Source organism: Shewanella marisflavi, from assembly GCF_002215585.1.
GTDB classification, from domain to species: Bacteria; Pseudomonadota; Gammaproteobacteria; order Enterobacterales; family Shewanellaceae; genus Shewanella; species Shewanella marisflavi.
This window is the reverse complement of the sequence record NZ_CP022272.1, coordinates 3,032,206-3,057,109: the sequence shown is the minus strand read 5'-3', so window position 1 is coordinate 3,057,109 and position 24,904 is coordinate 3,032,206. Positions and strand designations below refer to the sequence as shown.

At 53.8% G+C, this 24,904-nt stretch carries 16 protein-coding genes; 9 read left to right on the top strand and 7 right to left on the bottom strand.

The window, feature by feature from the left end:
* The first annotated feature begins 13 nt into the window (after positions 1–13).
* The 5 genes from glgB to CFF01_RS13530 all read left to right on the top strand — a co-directional run bounded on the left by glgB (position 14) and on the right by CFF01_RS13530 (position 10,011).
* Complete coding sequence (glgB, locus tag CFF01_RS13550; protein ID WP_088905957.1) at positions 14–2,287, top strand: 1,4-alpha-glucan branching protein GlgB; 2,274 nt, start codon at positions 14–16, stop codon at positions 2,285–2,287.
* Entirely contained in the window at positions 2,278–4,458 is a 2,181-nt protein-coding gene (glgX, locus tag CFF01_RS13545; RefSeq protein WP_088905143.1) for a glycogen debranching protein GlgX, read from the top strand. Before glgB ends, glgX begins: the two co-directional genes overlap by 10 nt.
* Positions 4,455–7,013, top strand: a complete 2,559-nt coding sequence (locus CFF01_RS13540) for a glycogen/starch/alpha-glucan phosphorylase (RefSeq protein ID WP_088905142.1) — start codon at positions 4,455–4,457, stop codon at positions 7,011–7,013. Before glgX ends, CFF01_RS13540 begins: the two co-directional genes overlap by 4 nt.
* Positions 7,014–7,091: 78 nt before the next feature.
* Positions 7,092–8,366 (top strand): glucose-1-phosphate adenylyltransferase, encoded by a 1,275-nt coding sequence (gene glgC / locus CFF01_RS13535; protein ID WP_033538607.1) that lies wholly within the window; start codon positions 7,092–7,094, stop codon positions 8,364–8,366.
* Positions 8,359–10,011: a glycogen synthase gene (locus CFF01_RS13530; RefSeq protein ID WP_088905141.1), complete on the top strand. Its 1,653-nt coding sequence runs from the start codon at positions 8,359–8,361 to the stop codon at positions 10,009–10,011. The genes glgC and CFF01_RS13530 overlap by 8 nt, the downstream gene beginning before the upstream one ends.
* 57 nt (positions 10,012–10,068) lie before the next feature.
* On the opposite strand, the gene CFF01_RS13525 is transcribed toward CFF01_RS13530, so the two are convergent.
* Positions 10,069–10,542, bottom strand: a complete 474-nt coding sequence (locus tag CFF01_RS13525; RefSeq protein ID WP_088905140.1) for a LabA-like NYN domain-containing protein — start codon at positions 10,540–10,542, stop codon at positions 10,069–10,071.
* A 177-nt stretch (positions 10,543–10,719) separates the two neighbouring features.
* On the opposite strand from CFF01_RS13525, the gene CFF01_RS13520 reads away from it, so the two are divergent.
* The gene (locus CFF01_RS13520) at positions 10,720–12,306 is read left to right on the top strand and encodes a tetratricopeptide repeat-containing sulfotransferase family protein (RefSeq protein WP_088905139.1); all 1,587 of its coding nucleotides are present in this window, start codon (positions 10,720–10,722) and stop codon (positions 12,304–12,306) included.
* A gap of 76 nt (positions 12,307–12,382) precedes the next feature.
* Here CFF01_RS13520 and CFF01_RS13515 read toward each other — a convergent pair whose 3' ends face one another.
* The 3 genes from CFF01_RS13515 to CFF01_RS13505 form a co-directional block, all read right to left on the bottom strand.
* On the bottom strand, positions 12,383–13,576 hold the full coding sequence (locus CFF01_RS13515) for an aspartyl/asparaginyl beta-hydroxylase domain-containing protein (protein WP_088905138.1): 1,194 nt from the start codon (positions 13,574–13,576) through the stop codon (positions 12,383–12,385).
* A gap of 13 nt (positions 13,577–13,589) precedes the next feature.
* Positions 13,590–14,615 (bottom strand): sulfotransferase family protein, encoded by a 1,026-nt coding sequence (locus CFF01_RS13510; RefSeq protein WP_088905137.1) that lies wholly within the window; start codon positions 14,613–14,615, stop codon positions 13,590–13,592.
* Positions 14,616–14,835: 220 nt separating this feature from the next.
* The gene (locus tag CFF01_RS13505; protein ID WP_088905136.1) at positions 14,836–15,162 is read right to left on the bottom strand and encodes a GNAT family N-acetyltransferase; all 327 of its coding nucleotides are present in this window, start codon (positions 15,160–15,162) and stop codon (positions 14,836–14,838) included.
* A gap of 168 nt (positions 15,163–15,330) precedes the next feature.
* On the opposite strand from CFF01_RS13505, the gene CFF01_RS13500 reads away from it, so the two are divergent.
* From CFF01_RS13500 to CFF01_RS13490, 3 genes are all read left to right on the top strand, one after another.
* Positions 15,331–16,449, top strand: coding sequence for an efflux RND transporter periplasmic adaptor subunit (locus CFF01_RS13500; RefSeq protein ID WP_088905135.1), 1,119 nt, complete (start codon positions 15,331–15,333; stop codon positions 16,447–16,449).
* Positions 16,449–19,550, top strand: a complete 3,102-nt coding sequence (locus CFF01_RS13495; protein ID WP_088905134.1) for a multidrug efflux RND transporter permease subunit — start codon at positions 16,449–16,451, stop codon at positions 19,548–19,550. Before CFF01_RS13500 ends, CFF01_RS13495 begins: the two co-directional genes overlap by 1 nt.
* A gap of 105 nt (positions 19,551–19,655) precedes the next feature.
* Positions 19,656–19,946, top strand: coding sequence for a TapY2 family type IVa secretion system protein (locus CFF01_RS13490; RefSeq protein WP_157705006.1), 291 nt, complete (start codon positions 19,656–19,658; stop codon positions 19,944–19,946).
* A gap of 79 nt (positions 19,947–20,025) precedes the next feature.
* On the opposite strand, the gene CFF01_RS13485 is transcribed toward CFF01_RS13490, so the two are convergent.
* The 3 genes from CFF01_RS13485 to ettA form a co-directional block, all read right to left on the bottom strand.
* Positions 20,026–21,156, bottom strand: coding sequence for a PepSY-associated TM helix domain-containing protein (locus tag CFF01_RS13485; RefSeq protein WP_088905133.1), 1,131 nt, complete (start codon positions 21,154–21,156; stop codon positions 20,026–20,028).
* Between the two features lie 429 nt (positions 21,157–21,585).
* Complete coding sequence (locus CFF01_RS13480; RefSeq protein ID WP_088905132.1) at positions 21,586–22,704, bottom strand: metallophosphoesterase; 1,119 nt, start codon at positions 22,702–22,704, stop codon at positions 21,586–21,588.
* 230 nt (positions 22,705–22,934) lie between these two features.
* The gene (gene ettA, locus CFF01_RS13475; RefSeq protein ID WP_088905131.1) at positions 22,935–24,599 is read right to left on the bottom strand and encodes an energy-dependent translational throttle protein EttA; all 1,665 of its coding nucleotides are present in this window, start codon (positions 24,597–24,599) and stop codon (positions 22,935–22,937) included.
* Positions 24,600–24,904: the final 305 nt, after the last annotated feature.

Sequence of the window (24,904 nt, the reverse complement as noted above, 5' to 3'; positions counted from 1 at the left end):
ATAACAGATGACTATGCCGATTATGCCAACACCACTGATTGCGCCAAGTGACATTGAAGCTCTGCTGGCTGCCAACTATGTCGATATCTTTGCCTTATTGGGCATGCATCCCATTGAGGTGGCTTCTATGGCTAAGGGCAGCAAGACACCTAAAACCCCAGGGGCAAGCATGGTCAAACGTCTGGTGGTGCGCTGTTTCTTGCCCGGCGCGCAGCGAGTCGAGCTGATCGCTGCTCAGGATGGTCGCAAAGTAGCCGAGTTGACCCCATATGGTGACCAGGGCGTCTTTGCCGGGCTGGCAGGACGGCGAGTGAATCCGTTTGCATACCGCCTCAGAGTGCATTATCCCTTTAGCGTCGAGGAGCGCAGCGACCCTTATCAATATGCCAGCCAGCTCAGTGAGGAGGCCTTGTATCTGTTCAGCGAAGGGCGTCAGGAGCAGGCCTATCGTTTCATGGGGGCGAACTGGCGTGAGGTCGATGGTGTCAACGGCGTGCAGTTTTGTGTCTGGGCGCCCAATGCCAAGCGGGTGTCGCTGGTGCACGATGGAATTGATTGGGACGGCAGGCGTCAGGTGATGCGCCATCATCCGGCCAATGGTGTGTGGGAGATCTTTATCCCAGAGATGAAGGCGCTGACCCACTATAAATATGAGATTGTTACTCAAGAGGGTGAGCGGGTCCTTAAGGCTGATCCCTTTGGCCGCGCCATGCAGGGGGCGCCGGGTAATGCCTCTATCGTGCCACCGCAGCTCGATTATGCCTGGCAGGACAAGTCCTGGTTGGCCAAACGCGCCAAGCAGGCGTGGCATGCTGAGCCCGTCTCCATCTATGAGGTGCACCTGGGCTCTTGGCGCCGTCAGGGGGAGAGCGGCGAGCAATATCTCAGCTATATCCAGCTGATTGATGAGCTGATCCCTTATGTCGTCGAGATGGGCTATACCCATTTGCAACTTATGCCACTGAGTGAATACCCCTTCGATGGTTCCTGGGGATACCAACCCGTGGGACTGTATGCACCGACTCACAGGTTTGGTCAGCCCCATGAGCTTAAGGCCTTTGTCGATGCCTGTCATCAGGCCGGCATTGGGGTGATCCTCGATTGGGTGGCGGCGCATTTTCCCAAGGATCCTCACGGCCTGATGCGTTTCGATGGGTCTTGCCTGTATGAACACCAAGATCCCCGTCAGGGGGAGCATCCCGACTGGGATACTCTGATCTACAACTATGGCCGCGGCGAGGTGCAGAGCTATCTGCTTAGCAATGCCCACTACTGGCTGCAGGAGTTTCATCTCGATGGTCTGAGGCTGGATGCTGTCTCATCTATGCTCTACCTCGATTACAGTCGCGAGCCTCATCAGTGGCTACCCAATGTCCATGGCGGTCGCGAAAATCTCGATGCCATCGCTTTCTTGCAAGATCTCAACACCCGTCTTTACCAAGGATTTCCCGGCATCATGATGATTGCTGAGGAGTCGACCGCCTGGCCCGGTGTTACTAAGCGGGTGGAAGAGGGCGGCCTGGGCTTTGGTTTTAAATGGAACATGGGCTGGATGAATGACAGCCTGAGCTATCTTAGCCGTGACCCCATTTACCGCAGTCATCATCATAATGAGTTGACCTTCAGCCTCATGTATTGCTTCACCGAGCAGTTTATTTTGGCGCTCAGTCATGACGAGGTGGTTCATGGTAAGGGCTCTTTGCTGCATAAGATCCCAGGCGATGACTGGCAGAAGTTTGCCACCCTAAGAGCCTACTTGGGCTTTATGTGGGGTCATCCAGGTAAGAAACTGCTCTTCATGGGGGACGATTTTGCCCAGCGAGATGAGTGGGATCATCAACGCAGCCTGGATTGGCATCTGCTGGCCTATGCCCCGCACCAGGGGATGCAGCATTGGGTGAAAGATCTCAATAACCTTTACCGGCAGAGTGTTGCCCTCTATGGCGATGATCATCATGGTGAGGGCTTTCGCTGGCTCGATTGCGACAACGCCAGCGCCGGAGTGCTTAGCTTTATCCGTCAAAGCGGCGATAAGCAATTGGTGTTCATCGTTAATATGACCCCTGAGGTTTACCGCGAGTTTCGTATCGGCCTGCCTCTACCTGGCGATTACCGCGAGCGGCTTAACAGTGACAGTCACTATTACGGTGGTAGCGATGTGGGCAATCAGGGGATGATCCACAGTGAGCCACTTGCCTATCAGGGCCAGGCCCAAAGCGCTTGTATCAGCGTGCCGCCATTGGCCTGTCTGGTGTTGGAGCTTGATGAGAGCGTGTCATGCGACTGACCCAAGGCAAGCCCTATCCCTTAGGAGCCACCTTGGACAGTGACGGGGTTAACTTCGCGTTGTTTTCGGCCCATGCCAGCGCCGTCTATCTTTGTCTGTTTGATGAGGAAGAGACTGAGATAGCCCGTTTTCGTCTGGAGCGCCAGACTCAGCAGATCTGGCATGGCCATGTGTCTGAGCTGAAGGCGGGCTGCCGTTATGGCTATCGGGTCGATGGTCCCTATCAGCCACTTATTGGTCATAGATTTAACGTCAACAAGCTGCTGCTCGACCCCTATGCCAAGCAGTTGTCGGGGCCGATCATTGACCACAAATCTCACTATGGTTATCAGTTTGGTCATGAGCTGGAGGATTTAAGCTTCTGCGAGCTGGATAACGCCGCTGAGATGCCCAAATGTGTGGTGGTTGACCTTGAGGGCTTAGCGCCTATTGCGCCGCTAATGAATCCCGGTGAGCAGCGAGAGAGCCCGCTGTCGCTTAGACGCGGCGTGATCTATGAGTTGCATGTCAAAGGTTTTAGTCAGCAAAACCCAGAGGTGCCAGAGGAAAACAGAGGTCGTTTTGCCGGCCTTGGGGATCCGGCCAGTATTGGCTATCTCAATCACCTTGGGATCACGGCGGTGGAGCTGTTACCTGTGCAGCAGTTTGTCTCTGAGGCTTTCTTGCAGCAGAAGGGACTGACTAACTACTGGGGCTATAACAGCATAGGTTTTTTCGCGCCCCATCATGGCTATCTCAGCAGTACCGCAGCAGCGGGTGGCCAGCATGGCAGCGCCGGGATCAATGAGTTTCGTGACATGGTCAGCGCCCTGCACCGCGCCGGTATCGAGGTGATACTGGATGTGGTCTACAACCATAGCGCCGAGGGCAACCGCCTGGGGCCAACCTATAGCTTTAAGGGGATCGATAACCTCAGCTATTACCGTTTGCATCCGAGTGAGCCACGCTACTACATCAATGATACCGGTTGTGGTAACACCCTGAATCTGTCCCATCCCAGAGTATTGCAGCTGGTGATGGACTCGCTGCGTTATTGGGTTGAGGTGATGGGGGTCGACGGCTTTAGGTTCGATCTGGCCACCACCTTAGGCCGTGAAGAACATGGGTTCGATGTTGGCTCTGGTTTTTTCGATGCCATAGGTCAAGACCCAGTGCTCAGCCAGGTGCGGCTGATTGCTGAGCCTTGGGATATCGGCCCCGGAGGCTATCAGCTGGGACAGTTCCCCATTGGCTGGAGCGAATGGAACGACAGGTATCGCGATACGGTGCGTCGTTTCTGGCGTGGCGATGCCGGCATGTTGCCCGAGTTTGCGACTCGCTTTCACGGCTCCAGTGACCTGTTTGAACATGCGGGGCGCAAACCCGCTGCCAGCATCAATTTTATCACCAGCCACGACGGCTTTACCCTGATGGATCTGGTGAGCTATCGCCATAAGCATAACCAGGCCAATGGTGAGCAGAACCGCGACGGGCACAACGAAAACTATAGCCACAACTATGGCCATGAAGGGCAGAGCGATGAGGTGGAGCTTAAGTCACTGAGGGCCCGTCAGTGTCGCAACATGCTCACCACACTCTTTATGTCTCAAGGGGTGCCCATGCTGCTGGCCGGTGACGAGGTGGGCCATAGTCAGCACGGCAATAACAACGCCTATTGTCAGGATAACCCCAGTAGTTGGCTCGACTGGCGCAAGGATATCGCCAGCGATGAACTGCTGAGCTTCACCATGAATCTGATCAAGTTGCGCCGCCGTTTCCCCATGCTCTGCCACAGAGACTATATCCACGAGAGCGCCAATTTTGCCTCACCAGGTCTCGACTGGTTCTGCCGCCAGGGAGAGCCCATGACTAAGGCGCACTGGGGCGAGGCACAGACCCGTACCCTGAGCCTGGTGATCAGCGGCGAGCTGGAGGCGCAGACCGGTTGCCGTCAGGCGTTACTCTTGATGTTCAATGCCGACGACAGACCACAGCAGTTCACCCTGCCAAGTCTTGAGGGGATAGTGCAGTGGCAATGCCTGCTCAGCACCCAGGACTGTCCTCAAGATGGCAAGGCCACTAACAGGCAGGGCTTGTTGCAGGGGGCCAGCCTGGTCTTGCAAGACAGAAGCCTGATGATCTATTACGCGCAATTTACTTCAGCGCCACAAGCGACAGGAGAGTCTAGATGAGTTCAACTAAGACGACTAAGTCAGTTAGGACCAATAAGCCAGTTAGGACCAGTAAACCAGCGACCACGAACAAGGCCAGTGAACGTAAGGTGAAAGTGACAAGCACCAGTGATGAGTCGGTGTCGCCCGCCAGTCTCATCTGCGATCCCTGTGAGACCTTAGGAGCCTGCTTTGAGCGCCATATCGATAAGAGTCTGGCCCCCAAGGAGCGGGACGATCAGGAGCTGTTTTATGCGTTTGCGTTGAGCGTAAAAGATCAGATGCTGCCCAAGTGGCGCGCCACCCGCCAGCAGGATCGAGAGGCGGGCAATAAGCGGGTGGCTTATCTGTCGCTTGAGTTTCTTATGGGGCGAGCCCTGAGCAATGCCTTGCTGAATCTGGACATGAATCAGGAAACTGAGCAGGTACTGAAGGACTATGCCGTGGCGCTCGAACAATTGGAGGAGCAGGAGCATGATGCTGGCTTGGGCAACGGTGGTCTTGGGCGCTTGGCGGCATGTTTTCTCGACAGCTGTGCCAGCCTGGATCTCAATGTCACCGGCTATGGCATCAGGTATGAGTACGGCATGTTCGCCCAAAAGCTGTGGGATGGCTATCAGGTAGAGCGTCCCGATCGCTGGCTGCGCGATGGTAATCCCTGGGAGGTGCGTGTGCCCAGCCATAATGTGACCGTGCCTTTCTTCGGTCATACCGAGTCCTATATCGACCGCGATGGTAAGCGCCAATACACCTGGGTGGAGACTCAGGATGTGCTGGCGGTGGCCTATGATATGCCTGTGCCCGGCTACCGTAACGAGCGGATCAATACCCTTAGGTTGTGGAAGTCGGAGGCCACGGACGACTTCGATCTCGAAGAGTTTAACCAAGGGGATTATACCGAGGCGGTTGCCCGTAAAAACTTAGCCGAGCAGATCACTATGGTGCTTTATCCCAATGATGCCAGCGAGAATGGCAAAGAGCTGAGGCTGCGTCAGCAGTACTTTCTCTCCTCTGCCAGCCTGCAGGATCTGCTCAATACCTGGGTGAGTCAGCATGGTGCAGATTTCACCGATTTTGCCCGTCAGCATGTGATGCAGCTTAACGACACTCATCCCAGTGTGGCGATCCCTGAGCTGATGCGCCTCTTGATGGACAAGTATGGCTTGGGCTGGGATCAGGCCTGGACAATCACCAGCCAGACTATGGCCTACACCAACCATACATTGCTGCCCGAGGCGCTGGAGCGTTGGCCGGTGCGCATGTTTGCTCACATGCTGCCCAGGCTGCTGGATATCATCTATGAGATCAACGCCCGTTACCTGGATATGGTGGCTCATCACTGGCCAGGTGACGGCGACAAGCTGCGCGCCATGTCCATTATCGAAGAGGGAGATGAGTCTCATATTCGCATGGCTTATCTGGCGATTGTCGCCAGCTTCTCGGTGAACGGCGTCGCTGGCTTGCATACCCAGCTGTTGACCTCTGGCCTGTTTAAGGACTTCTACGCCCTGTGGCCCGAGAAGTTTAACAACAAGACTAATGGCGTGACCCCAAGGCGCTGGCTGGCCCAGAGCAACCCTGCATTGGCGCAGCTGCTCAATAAGCGATTAGGGGAGGGCTGGGTGAAAGATCTTAGTCGGCTCAGCGCGCTCAATGCCTTTACCGATGATAAGGAGCTTATCAAGGCCTGGCAGGCGGCGAAACAGAGTAACAAGCGCCAGTTGGCGGCTCTGGTGAAACAAGAATGCGGCGTGAGCTTTGACCCTAAAATGATGTTTGATGTGCAGGTGAAACGCATTCATGAGTATAAGCGCCAGCTGCTCAATATTTTGCATGTGATCCATCTGTATCACCTGATCCAGCAGGGCAAGCTTACCGATATTACCCCAAGATGTGTGTTGATTGGTGGCAAGGCGGCTCCGGGCTATGCCATGGCCAAGCTGCTGATCAAGCTCGCTAATAATGTGGCCCATATGGTCAACTCAGACCCTCTAGTGACCCCTTACCTGCGCTTTGCTTTCTATCCCAACTATAACGTCAGTGCCATGGAGCGTATCTGCCCGGCGACGGATCTCTCCGAGCAGATCTCCACCGCCGGAAAGGAGGCCTCGGGCACGGGCAACATGAAGTTTATGATGAATGGTGCCCTCACCATAGGCACATTAGATGGCGCCAATATCGAGATGCTCGAAGAGGTTGGCGAAGATAACTTCTTTCTTTTTGGCCTCACCGCCGACGAGGTGGAGGCGTTGAAACCTCACTACGATCCTCAGCACTTTATCGCCAAGTCCCAGGCGCTAAGTGAGGTGATGAGCCTGCTGGAAAGCGGCCACTTTAATCTGCTTGAACCTGGGATCTTCGACCCCATCATCGACAGCATTCGTTGTCCCAAGGATCCCTGGATGATCGCCGCCGATTTTGAGTCCTACCGGCTCGCCCAAGTGCAGGCGGCCAAGGCCTATCGGGATCCCCATCATTGGACACAGATGAGCATACGCAATACCGCCGCCAGTGGTCGCTTTTCCAGCGATGTCACCATTGGTCAATACCGAGACGAGATTTGGGGGATAGCCTAATGAAATCTTATAGGGTCAATCGCGCCGCTATGGCGGTCAAACAACAGGTGTGTTTTTTATCTCAAGGAGTGAGTACTTATGCCTAACATGAATCCTAGCCCACGATATATCAGTAACTTAACCCGGGAAACCTATGCATTAATCTTGGCTGGAGGGCGAGGTTCGCGTTTACATGAATTGACCGACTGGCGCGCTAAGCCTTCGCTCTATTTCGGCGGCAAGTTCCGTATCATCGATTTTCCACTGTCGAACTGTATCAACTCGGGCATCCGTCGTATCGGTGTGGTGACGCAGTATAAATCCCATTCCTTGATCCGCCACGTGATGCGCGGCTGGGGGCATTTTAAGAAGGAGCTGGGGGAGTCGGTGGAGATATTGCCTGCGTCTCAGCGCTACTCTGAAAGCTGGTATAAGGGCACCGCAGATGCCGTGTTCCAGAATATCGACATCATACGCCACGAGCTGCCTAAGTATGTGATGATCCTCTCTGGCGATCACGTCTACCGCATGGATTATGCCGGTTTGCTGGCAGCCCATGCCGAGTCGGGCGCCGACATGACGGTCTCTTGTCTCGAGGTGCCTGTGGCCGAGGCCGCCGGTGCCTTTGGGGTGGTAGAGGTGGATCAGCGGAATAAGATCTTGGGGTTCGAAGAGAAGCCGGAGGTGCCTAAACATCTGCCAGAACAGCCTGAGATGTGCCTGGCCTCCATGGGTAACTATGTGTTTAACACTGAGTTTCTGTTTGAGCAGCTTAAGAAAGATGCCATGAACGAGAACTCAGATCGCGACTTTGGCAAGGATATCATCCCCTCTATCATCGAGGAGCATGAGGTCTACGCCCACCCCTTCAGAAGCGGCTTCACCGACGAGGAGGCTTACTGGCGCGATGTGGGGACCTTGGACTCTTTCTGGCAGGCCAACATGGAACTGCTGTCACCCACTCCGGCGCTTAACCTCTATGATGCCAAGTGGCCCATCTGGACCTTCCAGGAGCAGATGCCGCCAGCCAAGTTTGTGTTTGACGATGACGATCGCCGCGGCATGGCGGTGGACTCTATCGTTTCAGGTGGCTGTATCATCTCAGGCTCAACCGTGCGGCGCAGCGTGCTGTTTAACGAGGTGCAGGTCTGCTCTTACTCTACGGTGGAAAACTCTGTGGTGCTGCCCGATGTGGTGGTGCTGCGTAACTGTCAGATTAAGAATGCTATCTTAGATCGCGGTTGCATTATTCCAGAGGGGACTGTTATCGGTCATTGCCACGACCATGACAGGGCGCGCGGCTTTAGGGTCTCGGAAGGGGGGATCACCTTAGTGACCCGCGACATGTTGGGGCTACCGGTGGGCTATGAATAAAACGCATGAAGAAGGCGCCATGAAGCGCGTGTTGATGGTTGCCGCCGAAAATGGTGCGCTAAAGGGCGCTAAAGTGGGCGGCATGGCCGATGTGATCCGTGACCTGCCGGCGGCGCTCTATCCACTTGGGGTCTGCAGCGATGTGATCATGCCAAGTTATGGCTTCTTGCATCGGCAGCAGGAAGCCAAGTTTGTGGGGGAGCTGGTGGTGAACTTCTACGGTGAGCCTCACTGGCTGGGGCTTTACCGGGCCGTTCATCCGAGTCTGCCTGAAGTGAATCTGTATCTGCTGGATCACCCCCTGTTTGATCAGGGGGGGAAGATCTATACCCCAGGCAGCAGTGAGCGCCCCTTTGCCGAGGACGCCAATAAGTTTGCCCTGTTTGGATTAGGGGTTGGAAAGGCAATAGTCTCAGCGCTTTTCCCTCGGCCCGATTATCTGCACCTGCATGACTGGCATTGCGGCGTGCTGGCGCTGCTGCGCGCCTTTGCCCCAGACTATGAGGCGCTGCGGGCCATTCCGGCTATCTTGTCTATTCATAATCTGGCCATACAAGGGACCCGGCCTTTGTGTCAGGAGCACTCCTCTTTGCAGGCCTGGTTGCCGCAGCTGTTTGACGGCCTTGGTGCTGAGGCGCTGGCTAAGGTGACAGATCCCAGATACCCCCAATGTTTTAACCCGCTACGCGCGGCAATTGTGCTTTGCGATCGGGTGCATCTGGTCTCACCCAGTTATGCCCAGGAGGTGCTGCGCCCCTCATCGGCACCTGATGGCTTTGTTGGCGGCGAAGGGCTGGAGGACGATCTCCAGCACAAGCAGCAGGAGGGCGCCTTGTTTGGCATCCTAAATGGCTGCGAATACCCGAGCCAGCCCAGACGAGCAGGTCAGCTAACCAAGCGTCAGGCACTGCTCAAGGGCAGCATAGATACCTTGTTACCCCTCATCGACAGCGCCGAGCGCGCCATTCAAGGTTGGCTGAGCGCCACGCCTTGGGTGCGCAGCGTGGATCAATTGGCGCTGCTTACCCTGGCAAGGTTAAGACGCCAAGCCGAAGAGCAAGATCTTCCCTGCTTATTGCTGACCTCTGTAGGGCGACTGACGGATCAGAAGATGGCGATCCTCTGCTACCGTGATGCTCAGGGGATTAGCACCCTGGAACATCTGCTTAAGATGTTGGCCCAGCATTCGCTTAACGGCTTGGTGGCCATCCTGGGCAGTGGCGATGAGGCGCTCGAGCGCCAACTGGCTGAGCTGGCGGGGCGATATTCAAATCTTTTGTTTATCAATGGCTTTGACTTGCCGTTATCGGAAACCCTCTACGAGAAGGGGAACCTGTTTGTTATGCCGAGCTCCTTTGAGCCCTGCGGGATCAGTCAGATGTTGGCGATGCGCGCCGCCCAGCCCTGTCTGGTGCATGGGGTTGGCGGGCTTAAGGATACAGTTACTCACGGCGAGGATGGTTTTGTCTTCTATGGTGATAATCTGGCGGAGCAGGCTAAATCGCTTTTGAGTACGCTTGAAGAGGTGCTGCCTATGATAGGCACCGAACCTTGGCAAGCGATCTGTAAGCGGGCCAGTCAAAAACGTTTTAGCTGGGCGGACTCGGCCAAGGCTTATTGCCAACAGCTCTATCGCCTCTCTTGATAGCGGCTAAGGCTTAGTAAAATAACGGCTTGGCCTTTGCGCAATAGCGGCTTGGTCTTAGCAAAGTAGCGGGGAGGCTATGGGATGGAACTCTGTCGCAGCTTCCATCAGCGCCCTGGCTGTCAGCTCTGGCACGCCGTAGACTTGAGTCTCTACCGGATGTTTGCGAGCGACATGTTCAAGCAGCATAGCGAAGTCGCCATCCCCCGAGAGTAAGATCACTGTGTCGATCTTGGCGGCAGATTCCATGATATCTATGGTGATCCCCACATCCCAGTCCCCCTTAGCGCTGCCGTCACTGCGCTGAATAAAGGGCTTTAACTTGACCTCGAAGCCAATATGTTTGAGCGCATCCTGAAACTTTAGCTGGCCGTCATCGCCTCTGTGAATGGCATAGGCGTTTGCCTGCACTATCTCGCCCTCCTGACTCAGCCGCTGCCACAGCTCACGGTAATTGAACTGGCGGCCATAGGCTTGCTTACAGGTGTAATAGATGTTTTGCACATCGACGAACAGGGCGATACGTTTCACGCAGACTCACTGGCAAAGAGATGATGTACTGACCATAACTCAGCAGTGCAAAGAGACAAAGGCTTTTACGGCAAAAGATGAGATTGTTATCACTTCGTTGCTTTTGCATCTGGGCGGTGTTTAGAATAGGCCTGCCAACATCAGTAGTTAGAATAACAATAACAACAGGAGTTTGAGTTGAGCCGAGAAGCGCGATATTTAGAGGAAGCCAAAGATTTCTATCAGAGCGGAAAATTTTCCTCTGCCGGTATCTATGTTCGTAAGGTGCTGAGACGAGATCCTGATAATGTTGAGGCCCAGGTGCTATCGGGGCACCTCGCCTTTCGAAATGGCGAGTTTCCCCAGGCGATGAGTGCCTACCTTAAGGCGCTGCAGCTGGGTTATCAGGCTGATGAGTCGACGACGCTCAATCTGGTGAGCCTGTATGAACGCCAGGAAGCCTTCTTCGATGCGGTGAAGCTGCTTAAACCATTGGTAGAAAAGGCCCCCGAGGCCCTGAGCCTGCAGTTTAGATTAGGGATGAATGCCAGCAAAACCGGTGACATGGCCTTGGCTGAGTCGGGGTTGCTCGCGGCGTTATCCAGCACTGAGCATGCGGCGCAGGCCAGTCTCAATCTGGGGCATGTCTACAAGGCCAAGGGTGATACAGACAAGGCCGCGGCTTATTATCATGACTACATTCGTCTCGCGCCGAGCCAGCAGGCCACAGCCTACTGGAGTCTGGCGGATCTGAAAAACTATCGTTTTACCGAGCAGGATGAAGCCGCGCTCAAGGCCAATATCGCCTCAGAGGCATTTTCTCAAGCCAGTCAGTCACTGTTTCACTTTGCCCTCAATCGCGTTTATGAGCAGCAACAAGCAACCGAGCAGGCCTTTGAAGCAGTGCGAGTCGCTAATCAACTGATGCGACCTCAGCGTCCTTTCAAAAAGGAGGCCTTTACTCAGCTGGTCACCAGCCTGAAGTCGGCTAAGGTGACGCCGCGCTTAGAGGAGACTAGCGGACCTTGGACGCCTATCTTTATCGTCGGTATGCCGCGCTCGGGCACAACCCTGTGTGAACAGATCCTGGCGAGTCACACTCAGGTGGCGGCCACCGACGAGCTGCCCTTCATAGAGCGCTTGGCGCTGAGTCTTGAGATAAAGGGGGGCTATGGCGCCATGTTACCTCAGCTCTCAGGTGAGCTGATTGCCGAGATGCGCCAACGCTATATCGAGCAGGTAAATCAATATCTTGAGGCGCAAGGCGTCGAGTCACCGACTCTGGTGATAGACAAGAACCCCAATAATTTTCTTCATATCGGGCTGATTAAAACCTTGTTCCCCGAGGCCAAGGTTATCAATGTGATCCGCGATGCCAGAGATAATGCCATGGGGGTCTATAAGCAGCACTTTAGCCATGGTCACGATTACTCTTACCATCTGGACGATATCTGTCATTACTGGCAGCAATACCTGGAGTTGATGCAGCACTGGCAACAAGTTTATGGCGACAGTCTCTACCATCTGTGTTTCGAGGCGTTGGTGAAGCAGCCTGATCAGCAGATCCCGGCCATGCTAGATTATGCCGGTTTAGGGTTTGAGCCAGCTTGTCTTAAGTTTTATGAGTCAAAGCGCAGCGTGTTAACGCCCAGCGCCAGCCAGGTAAGACGACCGATGAATGTTAAGGCGATAGGTCAGAGCGAGGTGTACGCAAGCTTTATCCCTAATGCTTATCGCACCCTGACTGAGATTGCCGATAACGCCCGCCATACCTTCTTGAGTTAATCACTCTAATATAAAAAGGGCGACTTTCATGTCGCCCTTTTTTGAGTCCAAACTTGGCGTCCCAGCCCATTATTAGCTAGTTAAGCTGTCCATGGCACTGTTTATATTTTTTGCCTGAGCCGCAGGGACAGGGGCTGTTGCGAGTCAGTCCCGCTTCTGTCTGTGGCGCTTTTATCGGGCCGCTTGACTGCTCTAATCGAGAATCGCTTGGCTGTCTTGTCGCTAGAGGCTGTGTTCTTGCCCCTCGAGGCTGTGGTGAAGCTTCTGGCGGCGTCGATTGCGACCTTGATTGAGGCGCGGGCGTGTTTGCCTGGGCCAATTCCGGGCTCATGGCTGGCCCCATGATGAGGTGTACCAGCACCTTCATCGCCGATGTCTGGCTGTCCACCATCACCCGATCCTCTAGCGGCGCTGCCTGTGCCAGCGTCTGTTGTCTTAAGCGATGGAAGGCGTCCCACCCGGCTTTATCGTCACCAAATTGTGACCAAAGCGCCTGCCAGTCTAAGGCGAAATCATTGAGTAACTTGATAAAGCGCTGGCTCGCCTCGAGGTCATTATGTGTTGCGCTTTGGATCTGATCGCTGAGCTCCTGAGTCAGCAGGCGCACTTCGCTCGGGGGCATCACCAAGGGGAAGTTCACTTTCTCTGTGATGATATCAACCTGTTTATTTGGGATGAAACTTAGGTGCTCAGGCGTAAAGCTTGGATTATCTAAATCGCCGTAGGCCAGTGAGGCGTCATTGATCATCTGCCAGAAGCGACTCGAGCCCATGGTGTCTATTACCAGGTGCACCCGCATCTTATCGCTGTTGTTTACCACCTTGTGATACTTCCAGGAATCGAATATCCAGCATTCTCCCACGCCCATATGCACTTGCTTATCGTCGCAGTGAAACTGCACCGCCTCGTCTGTGACTATGGGGATATGAATACGCACCCGGTTGTGCCAATGATAGTTGATGTCACTATGCAGGGGCACTTCGCAGCCAGGGGCCAGACGCATCAGGCGCGAGCGGCCAATCACCTCACCGAAAGAGGCGATCACCTGTTGCAGATAAGGGCTTTGTTGCAGCGCTGGGGTTGGGCTCATGGGGCCTTTAAATTCGTTGTTAAAGCTGCCGCCTACCGAGATAAGGGCGATAGCCGAATTGCCCTTAAAGCTCTCGTGATGAGCTCGCCAATCGGCTTCACTAAATGCCGCTAACTCTTGCTGGAGGCGCTCGACATCGAAGCTGAGTGGAAGACGATAGAACTCTTTTGCTAACTTCATAATCTGTTAATCCCTAGGCCAATTTGCCGTGGCATTCTTTATAACGTTTCGCTGCGCCGCAGGGGCAGGGGGCGTTGCGCGGTGTGTTGGGATAGCCTTGCTGCGCTGAATCTGCAGTCCTCGGCGCTAATGGCGTTTCAATATCCTTTGGCGGCGTGGGCAACTCGGTATTAAATGGGCGCATGCCACGAGCGGTGAGCAGGTGATTTATCTTGTTAAGGCATGCTTGTGCCTCTGGCCAGATGGCGGCGATAGCCGGGTAGTTGGCCAGCCATTTATCTGCCTTGGGCGCCGAGACGGTATAGCGCGAATGGGGCAGCTCGCCACTACTGCACTTGCTCAGCGAGTCATCCATGGGGATCTGGCAAAAGTCGACAATCTTTTGGGTGGTGCCTTGAGGATCGCTGACCAGATCATGGTAGCTCACCAGGTGCCAGCGCTCGTCGGGTAACTTGCTTAACGAGGCCATGATGTGGTCGTTGGCCTGACGCCATTGGAAGCTAGCGACCTTTTCTAATGGCGCGCCCCTGAGCGCTTGCCAATTAGGTGGCAGCAGGAGAGACCAGTCACCATTCCAGCCCGGGAGTCCGGGATAGGTACGAAAACGACCGCTGCGCCAGGCCTGCATTATGCTCGCGACATTTTCTTTGGGATCCCGCACCAGATAGATAAAGCGCGCGTCGGGAAATACCTTGTTGAGAAAATCGATCCGCAGGCTGTTTTTTGGGGTTTTCTCCAGAAAACGCACGGGGCCCATATCGTCATGATAGGGCTGGCCCCGGTTATCGATCAATGCCGCTTTGAAGTCATTTTTCAATTGGCGGTTGATCTCAAGATCCCAGTCAGATTCATCCAGGGCATTTGAAGCAAACCCCTTGGCGGTAATGTTGAGCTGTCTATGCTTCTCAATCACGCCATGGCTTTCGCCGCCAATGGTCCAAAGCGACTCGCTATGGCTAAGGAGTTCAAAGAGCAGGGTGCTGCCGGATCTCGGTGCTGAGATGATGATAATAGGTCTATCGAAACAAGATTGATGCAACAAGGCCACCTTCTGTCGGGTGTTTAGGTATTGTTATAGTGGCTTTACTTTAATGTTATTGCAGAAAAACTCAAGTTAGCTTGGGGTCTTATCAAGGTATTGCATCAGCTGCAGTGGTTTACCTTGTTCTTGATAGCGTCGCTGAAGCTGTGACAATTCGGCTGGTGGGTGTTGAGGCGGCGCGAATCCATGTCTTTGATAAAATTTGCAAAGTGCGGCTTCACATAGCAGAAAGCTTGGGGGCGCGACCAAGTTCTGGTTTTAGCGCTTGCATCAGTTGAGACCCAAGCCCCTGCTCTTGAAGCTTAGGGTGAATCAACACGCCGGTGAGCAGGCGATAGGGACCTATGGGGCGCAGGCGCGCCGCAGCGATGACCTCGCCGGCCATAAGCTGCCCAGCATTTGCATCAAGATAGGCGACGCATAGCGCCTCTTTTTTGCTGATCCTAGCGTGGGGCATGAATGCTTTGTAAAAGCTAAAGGCTGCCCTGCGATGCTCCGGCTCAAGCCAGTCGAGTTGTATCCTCATCTGCTCACTATCTCGCATTTTGGCGCTTAATCTCCCTTGCCAGGCTTGGCCGACATATCTGCTTGCACTCTTTCGATTAAAACCTTGCGCCGCTTTGCTCAGCTTTACATTGCTTTACCCTTTAAGTGAAGGCGTCATTTTACAATAGCGCCTCTCAATAATCCCATAGAATAAGATACCGCCTTCATGGACAAGAAATATTTGCCTCTCATTTTTACCGCGCTGGCTTTGCTACTCACCTTAGGCGTTGCCCTTGCTAATAGCGGAAAAAGTGACCATGCCTCGGCAAAGCGTGCCCCAAGTGCGGCGCAGCGGACAGTGCCTGTCGCCAGTGCTTTAGTGGCAGAGCATCAGGTTTCTCAGCATCTCTCCTTAATTGGAAAGTTGGCGGCAAATCGCTCGGTGCAGATCGCCTCAGAGGTGCCGGGTAAAATTCAGCAGATCGATCTGACCGATAATCAAGAGGTTGCCCAGGGACAGATACTCGTGCGTCTGGCCGATGCCAAGGTTAAGGCCAATCTGGCCGAGGCGAAAGCCTATCTGAAAGATGAGCAGCGAAAGTTGAGCGAGTTTAATCGTCTTATCGGCCAGCACGCCATCACCCAAACTGAGATAGATGCTCAGCTGGCCAGTGTCGATATTGCCAAGGCGCGTCTGGCGGCTGCGCAGGCGGATCTGGATTATCACACTCTGAGGGCGCCCTTTGCCGGAGTCGTGGGGCTGGTGGATTTTAGTCTGGGTAAGATGGTTAGCGCCGGCAGTGAACTGGTGAGTCTGGATGATCTCTCCACCATGCGTTTGGATCTGCAGATCCCAGAGCGCTATCTGTCGCAGATCTATCTTGGTATGCCGGTTGCGGCGAGCAGCAGCGCCTGGCCGGGGGAGCTATTTCACGGCAAGGTGGTCGCCATGGCCCCCAGGATTAATCCCGAAACACTCAATCTTAAGGTGCGGGTGAATTTCGACAATCCCAGTCGCCAGCTCAGGCCGGGGATGCTGGTATCGGCCAGGTTAAACTTTGCCCCTGTCACCCAGGCCGTCGTGCCGGTGCAGGCGCTGGAATACTCGGGCACTAAGCGTTTTGTCTATGTGGTTGACGATAACCAGATTGCCCGTCGCACTCAGGTAACGCTGGGGGCGCGTATCGATGATCAGGTGCTGATCGCCAGTGGCCTTGAGTTAGGGCAGAGAATTGTGGTTAAGGGATTGGTCAATATGCGTGATGGCATCAAGGTTGAAGATGTTGAGGGCGCGCAGCTCGCCGACGGTGGCTCAATGAGTGAATCAGCTGGGGAGCAAGGCTAATGTTGCTGTCGGATATATCGGTTAAACGTCCGGTTGTGGCGATTGTGCTCAGTCTGCTGCTGTCTGTTTTCGGCTTGGTGAGTTTCTCTAAACTGGCGGTGCGAGAGATGCCGGATGTTGAGAGTCCTGTGGTGACAGTGATGACCACCTATAGCGGCGCCTCCGCCAGCATCATGGAGAGTCAGATCACCACAGCGTTAGAAGATGAGCTGACAGGTATCAGTGGTATAGATGAGATCACATCTGTGACTCGCAATGGCATGTCCCGTATTACCATTAGCTTTGATTTAGATTGGGATCTGACCGAAGGGGTGAGCGATGTGCGCGATGCGGTCGCTCGGGCGCAGCGACGTCTGCCCGATGAGGCCGATGAGCCCATCGTCTCTAAGGATAATGGTTCCGGCGAGCCCTCGGTCTATATCAATTTAAGTTCCAGCACCATGGACAGAACCCAGCTGACCGATTATGCCCAGCGGGTGTTGGAGGACAGGTTTAGCCTGATCACCGGGGTGAGTTCGGTCAACCTCTCCGGCGGCCTGTACAAGGTGATGTATGTGCAGCTGGATCCTGAGTTGATGGCCGGGCGCGGGGTGACTACTACAGATATTATCAACGCGCTGCGCAGCGAGAACCTGGAGAGCCCTGGCGGCGAGGTGCGTAACGACACGACAGTGATGACGGTGCGCACCGCCAGACTCTATCTGCATCCTGAAGATTTCGATTACTTAGTGGTGCGTAGTGCCAGCGATGGCAGCCCCATCTATCTTAAAGATGTAGCCTCGGTGTTTATTGGCGCCGAGAATGAAAACTCGACCTTTAAGAGCGATGGTGTGCCCAACCTGAGCTTAGGAATCGTGGCTCAGTCAGATGCTAACCCACTGCTGGTGGCACAGCGGGTACATCAGGAAGTGGACAAGCTGCAGAAATTCCTGCCAGAAGGAACTCAGTTGTCGGTCGATTATGACTCGACCGTGTTTATCGACCAATCTATCGGCGAAGTCTATAACACCCTCTATATCACAGGTGCCTTAGTGGTTCTGGTGCTCTACCTGTTTATCGGTCAGGCGCGGGCGACCCTGATCCCGGCGGTCACTGTGCCTGTTTCCCTGATCTCTGCCTTTATCGCCGCCAACTATCTGGGTTATTCCATCAATCTTTTGACCTTGATGGCGCTCATTTTAGCCATCGGCCTGGTCGTGGATGACGCCATCGTGGTGGTGGAGAATATCTTTCACCATATCGAGCGCGGTGAGTCGGCTATCTTGGCAGCCTATAAAGGCGCGAGAGAGGTCGGTTTTGCGGTGGTGGCGACGACGGCAGTACTTGTGATGGTGTTTCTACCCATCTCATTTATGGATGGCATGGTGGGTCGACTCTTTACCGAGTTTGCCGTGATGCTTGCCGTGGCAGTGATCTTCTCATCTATTATCGCGCTAACCCTGACCCCGGTACTGGGCAGTAAGCTGCTCAAGCATAAGCACCAGCCCAATGGCCTTAATCGGCTCATGGATAAGGGATTTTGCCGCCTGGAAGCGGTTTATCGTCGCTGCGTAGCCTGGGCGGTGCGCTATCGACTGGCGGCGCCTGTGGTCATTATCGCCTGCGTGGTTGGTAGCGCTTTCTTGATGCGCCAAGTACCCGCGCAGCTGGCACCGCAGGAAGACAGGGGAGTTATCTTCGCCTTTGTTAAAGGGGCAGAGGGGACCAGTTACAACCGAATGACCGCCAATATGGATATCGTCGAGCAGCGTTTGATGCCCTTGCTCAGTCAGGGGGTGATCAAATCTTTTAGCATCCAGGCGCCAGCTTTTGGTGGCCGAGCCGGAGATCAAACCGGTTTTGTTATCATGCAGCTCGAAGATTGGAAGATGCGTGATATTAATGCGCAGCAGGCGCTAGGTATCGTTGCTAAGGCCTTAAAAGGCATACCAGATGTGATGGTCAGGCCCATGTTGCCAGGCTTTAGAGGGCAGTCCAGTGAGCCGGTGCAGTTTGTTCTGGGGGGCACAGATTATGATGAGCTGTTTCAGTGGGCCAGTGAGCTTAAGGCCATCGCTGATGCATCGCCTGTGCTGACCGGCGCCGATCTCGATTATGCCGAAACCACACCCGAGCTGCTGGTGAGTGTGGACAGGCAGCGCGCCGCCGAGCTTGGGATCAGTGTCTCTCAGGTGTCTCAGACCCTGGAGGTGATGCTGGGTGGGCGCAGCGAGACCAGCTTCATTGAGCGTGGAGAAGAGTATGATGTCTATCTGCGGGGCCGGGAGGAGAGCTTTAACAGCATGGCAGATCTGAGTCAGATCTATATGCGCGCCGCCAACGGTGAGTTAGTGACCCTAGATGCCATAACCCATGTCGAGGAGGTCGCCTCGGCCCATAAGCTCAGCCACACCAATAAACAGAAGTCTATCACCCTTAAGGCCAATCTCGGTGAGGGTTATACCTTAGGTCAGGCATTGGATTTTCTCGATGCCAAGGCGATCGACCTGCTGCCTGGGGATATCAGTATCAGCTATACGGGTGAATCCAAAGAGTTTAAGGAAAATCAAAGTAGCGTCATGCTGGTCTTTGCATTAGCTCTGCTGGTGGCTTATCTGGTGCTTGCGGCGCAATTTGAAAGTTTTATCAATCCCTTAGTGGTTATGTTAACTGTACCTATGGGGATCTTGGGCGGCTTTATCGGCCTCTATATTATGGGGCTTGGGCTTAACATCTATAGTCAGATTGGCATGATCATGTTGATCGGCATGGTGACCAAAAACGGCATATTAATCGTCGAGTTTGCTAATCAGTTGCGGGATCGAGGAGTGTCGCTGGATCAGGCGATTATCGATGCCTCGGCGCGGCGACTGCGACCAATTTTAATGACAGCCGTTACCACGCTTATTGGCGCAGTTCCCTTGATCTTATCCACTGGCGCTGGCGCAGAGAGCCGTGTCGCTGTCGGTACAGTCGTCTTCTTCGGGATGGCGTTTGCGACCTTGGTTACTCTGTTGGTGATCCCAGCCATGTATCGTCTGATCTCGGGGCGCACCCGCTCACCAGGCTTTGTGGCCCAGCAGCTCGATGAGGCCATTGCTAAGCAAGAAGCCCTTAGCTAGGCAGAAAGCCCTTAGCTAAGTGAAGAGCCATTTACGCATGGAGAAATGCTTAAGTTAAGTCGTTAGTTATATCTTTCAGCCTAGTCCTAAAGCAGGGCTAGGACTGTGTTACTGGCATGCAGTGTGATGGCTGGGCCGCTGAGGGCCGAACCTCGCGAAGACTATAAGTGTTTTATCGAAACCAATAAGGGGCAGACCTTGGTGCGTTTCTCTTGGCAGCCCAGCAAGGCGCCACAATATAAAAAGCAGCTTATCGGTCGTCAGCTGCCCGCATTGCCGCACACAGATGGTAAACCCATGATGGTGAAGCGTGTCTACGAGTGTGTCAAAAAAGAGGAGGCGTTCAGCACCAGTCAGGGGCGTATACTAGAGCATAGTGAGCCCATGGAGGGCTAATTGCTATCAAGAGTACCATCGAGAGCGCTATCGAGTCGTCATCGAAAAAGCCGGGTTATCACCCGGCTTTTTTATCTTATCAGGCCTTGGCCAAGCTTTCTTTAGTGCCTCGTTTGCCTGGGGTGTCTTTGGCTTGCTTCCCATGGCGCCGTTTTTGCGGTTTGCGCCGCGCCCGCCACATCAGATAACCGGAAAGGGCCATCAGGCTTGGGAAAAAGCCTACCAGACACCAGATAATTTTGCTGATGAGCCCGCCAAAGTGACCATAATGCAGTGGGCGGAAGCTGTCGACAAACTGATAAAGTACGCCCGCCTGGGTGGCATCGACGCTGGCTGTGAGCTGACCGGTTTTATCATCAAAACTGACGATAGAGCCATAGTCGCTGCGAAACGCGCCGCGATCGCTAGCGGCGCCAAATAGATGGATACCAGCATAGCTCTTGTCGGGGAAGCGAACATAGTGAGTCTCGAAACCAGGGATCACCTGGCTAGCCTGGGTCAATAGTCCATCGACATCCAGCTGCTTATTGTAGTAGCTCTGGGTGATGGTGAGGGTCTTAGGATCCGGCTCGTGCCACTCCTCTATCAGATGCGCTATGTTCCACCAGGCGCCGGTGAAGCCTAAGATAAGAAACAGCGGCGCGCCGACGATCCCCAGCATCTTGTGGCTATCGCTGAGAAAGAGTCGCAGACTCTTGCCCCATCTCAGGGTGAAGAAGGTTCTCCAGAACTGACGATGTAGAATAAATCCAGAAAGTGACATTAAGATCAGTAAGATAGATACTATCGCCGTGAGGGTAAGCCCCAGATGATCCGCCAGCAGGGTGTAATGTAACTCCAGCAGCCAATCCAGCAAGTAGTGACTCAAGCCGACGGGTTGGCTCAGTAGTTCGCCTCGGCTTGGGTCGACAAACAGTATCTGCCAGTCGTAGGTGCCCTGTTTGGCTACATAGAGCTTGTCTGCCTCGCCAGGGTGAGCCGCAAACTGCCAACCAAGGATCTCATGCTGTGGTAACGCCTCATCAGCTGTTCTGAGGAGCTGGGTGAAACTCAGGCGAGTCTCGTTGGCGGCGAGCACCTTTTCAGGCATCAACAGATGTTCAAGTTCATTTTTAAACACCAGCACACTGCCGGTCAGAGCGATAATAAACAGTGGCAGGGCGGCGACAAGTCCGAGCCAGCCATGCCATTTCCATAAGAGACGACGCATAGGATTTAATGCCTTTAGTGATCTGGCGCCTTAGTCTTCTCCCTCGGAGGGGACAAGCTTGGCTAAAAAATAAAACTAGCCATCAATCTTAATGAGAATCAATTTCATTATCAACTTGTGTAATGTAAAACGGGTCACATTTATGGCAAAAGGGCTTAGCAAAGGCTTGCCGTAAGACTTGGGAGAGGTGAGGTCAGCATTTTAGGTGAGAGGAGGTCAGCGTTTTAGGTGAGAGAAGGTCGGCGTTTCAGGAGGGGCTTTAGTTCGATTCAGCAAAGTGCAAGGATAGCTTGGGGTTATCGTTCTGGCGTACATGTTTCACTGGATCACTGGAGCATTAGTGGGAAATCATCTCGTCCTCAGGCTAGGCGTTTAGCCCGAGGACTGCGGCGATAGTTAGCGGCTTGTCAGTTTAAGCATGCTAGTTTTTTACAGCGGCGTTTGTGTCCCGTCATAGTGACCGCGAATGAGCGTGTCTTCTTCCATGAGCAGCAGCTCACCGGACTGCCCCAGTTTGATGCTGCTGTCGATGGCGATAACCCGGTTGTCGAACAGACCAAGCACGCGTGTTTGTGAGGTGTGGCCCACTACAATCCGTTTGACCTTAAAGTAGTCTAGGATGCTGGCCAGTTCCTGGGTATCGAAATTTGGCTTAAAGTAGCCGCGATACCAGGTGGGGCCATTGCCAAAGAAGAGAAAGTTCAGCAGATCATCTTGTTTCAATTCAGGCTTAGATTTGTCGACGTTGTCCCGGTAGAGTTGATTGGCCCTGGCGAGTGTTAACCCGCGGTCGACCCACTCCTTGCTGATGCCACCGTGTAGAAACAGGGTATCGTTTATTTTCACGATAGTGTGCTTACTCCTCAGCCATTGGCCGAGTTCGCTGTCTTGGCCGTAGAGAGCATCATAGCTGCGATTAAGCAGCGAGCTGGCGGTATGGTATTTCTCGTTGACATAGCGCAGATCGCCGCGCATCACCATCTGCTCGTGGTTACCCATCAAGAGGTGCAGTTGACCACCTGCGGCCTTGGCCTGTTTGTCGAGCTTATATATCAGCCAGAGCACTTCGTTGACCTGAGGGCCACGGTCGAACATATCCCCTGTCATCACCATATGGCCCTTACCAAAGGACCAGTCGTTATTTTTATCTATGATTCTGTGCTGTTGCAGCAGCTGAATGAGCACCTCATATTGACCATGAACATCGCTGAGGGCCGCTATCTTATCGACGCCTTGGTAGCTGTCGGCCAGTATCTCAGTGGCATGTGGATTTAGCACGGGCTCGGGTAGCTGGCCACAATGGTCGGGGCGGTGTAATTTACCTTGGTTGACGCGGGTCTGCTTGTGCTCGCCTTTACAGATCCAATCGGCCATCTCAGCCTTGGGGTTGAGAAATAGGTAGGGGCCGTCACTAATACTTGAATTAGTAATCGTTTGAGTCACTGCGTTTGTATCTTGCGCTACTTGAGTCTGGGCGGATGCGGTCTGTAGGGCCAACAAACTGGCTAGGCACCAGGTAGTAGTCTTTAGCGCTGAGTTTACAGGCATTAGCCAGAGTGATCTTTTCAAGACAAATCCTTTTATTATTCTGATGTTGTGGGCGGATAGGCGTTCAATCCTACCACGCTTTTATCTAGGTGCCAGAGAGTTTTGAATGGCCTGTCGGGGGAGGGAAGATCTAGTCAAAGGCGATAAAAAAAACGGAGGCTTCTGCCTCCGTTTGTCTGGTTTTTTGCTCGACTTAATTCGCTTAACTTACTTTTGTAAGACTTTGCGAATTAGCTGATGCGCTTGTACTTAAGACGGTGCGGCTCAATCACATCCGTGCCCAGGGTCTCTTTCAGCCAAGTCGAGTATTCGGTGTAGTTACCTTCGTAGAAGTTCACCTGACCCTCATCGCGGTAATCCAGGATGTGGGTAGCGATTCTGTCGAGGAACCAACGGTCGTGCGAGATCACCATGGCACAGCCTGGGAATTCCAGTAGGGCTTCTTCTAGGGCGCGTAGTGTTTCGACGTCGAGATCGTTGGTTGGCTCATCGAGAAGTAGCACGTTGCCGCCCGCCTGGAGCAGTTTGGCCAGATGCACACGGTTGCGCTCACCACCCGATAGGGTGCCGATGATCTTCTGCTGATCGCCGCCGCGGAAGTTGAAACGACCCACATAGGCGCGGCTTGGGATCTCTGTGTTGTTGATACGCATGATATCCTGACCGCCTGAGATCTCTTCCCACACTGTGTGCTTGTCATTCATCGAGTCGCGGAACTGATCCACAGAGGCGATCTGCACTGAATCACCTATTTCGATGCTTCCGCTATCGGGTTGCTCTGTACCGGATATCATCTTGAACAGGGTAGATTTACCGGCACCGTTAGCACCGATAATGCCGACGATAGCGCCCTTAGGAACGCTGAAACTCAGATTGTCGATCAGCACGCGATCGCCATATGACTTAGTGAGGTTGTTTACCTCGATCACCTTATCGCCCAAGCGTGGTCCTGGCGGAATAAACAGCTCGTTGGTTTCGTTACGCTTCTGGTAGTCGTTGGTGTTGAGCTCTTCGAAGCGCGCCATACGGGCCTTGCCCTTAGACTGACGGCCCTTAGCACCTTGGCGAACCCACTCAAGCTCCTTAGCAATCGTCTTTTGACGAGCGCTCTCGGCAGCAGATTCCTGTTGCAGACGCGCATCCTTCTGTTCCAGCCAAGAAGAGTAGTTGCCTTCCCATGGGATACCCTCACCACGGTCGAGTTCTAAGATCCAACCTGCGGCGTTGTCGAGGAAGTATCTATCGTGGGTAATGGCCACAACTGTGCCTATGTATTCCTGCAGGAAGCGTTCAAGCCAGGCCACAGACTCTGCATCCAAGTGGTTGGTCGGCTCGTCCAGTAGCAGCATGTCTGGCTTTTCTAGCAGCAGACGGCAGATGGCGACACGGCGACGTTCACCCCCTGAGAGTACCTCAATCTTCTCGTCCCAGTCAGGCAGACGCAGGGCGTTGGCGGCGCGCTCAAGAATGTTGTCAAGGTTATGGGCATCCTGTGCCTGAATGATGGCTTCCAGTTCTCCCTGCTCCTTGGCCAGTGCATCGAAGTCAGCATCAGGCTCGGCGTACAGGGCGTAGACTTCATCGAGACGGGTCAGGGCGTTCTTGGCCTCGCTGACGGCCTCTTCAATGGCTTCGCGCACGGTTTGATTCGGATCTAGCTTAGGCTCCTGAGGCAGGTAACCTATCTTAAGATCTTGCATCGGACGCGCTTCACCCTCAATTTCGGTATCGATACCGGCCATGATGCGCAGTAAGGTGGATTTACCCGAGCCGTTGAGGCCCAAGACACCAATCTTAGCGCCGGGGAAAAAGCTTAAGGAAATATCTTTGAGGATCTGCTTCTTGGGCGGGACTATCTTGCCCACGCGTAGCATGCTGTATACAAACTGAGCCATAAAATTTACTCACTGACGAAACAATGGGGGCAATTCTACTGCAATCGAGTTTGAACTTAAATCGGATTTTTGACGGCTTTAGTACCTGATTCGATGACGGCAAACTTTTGTTTCGAGCCTCAATGCCGCATTTGTTCATCAGGACGTAATAACACCGCGATTAATGAACTGAGTTCGCGTTTAATTGGCGTTGACTATACACCACAACTCGGGCCTGAAACTGCGTGGTGAATGAAATAATTGCCGCTGAGCAAGCTGCTGCATAGATACGCATATCGCTTAAGAGAGGTCGATGGCCGCGAGCA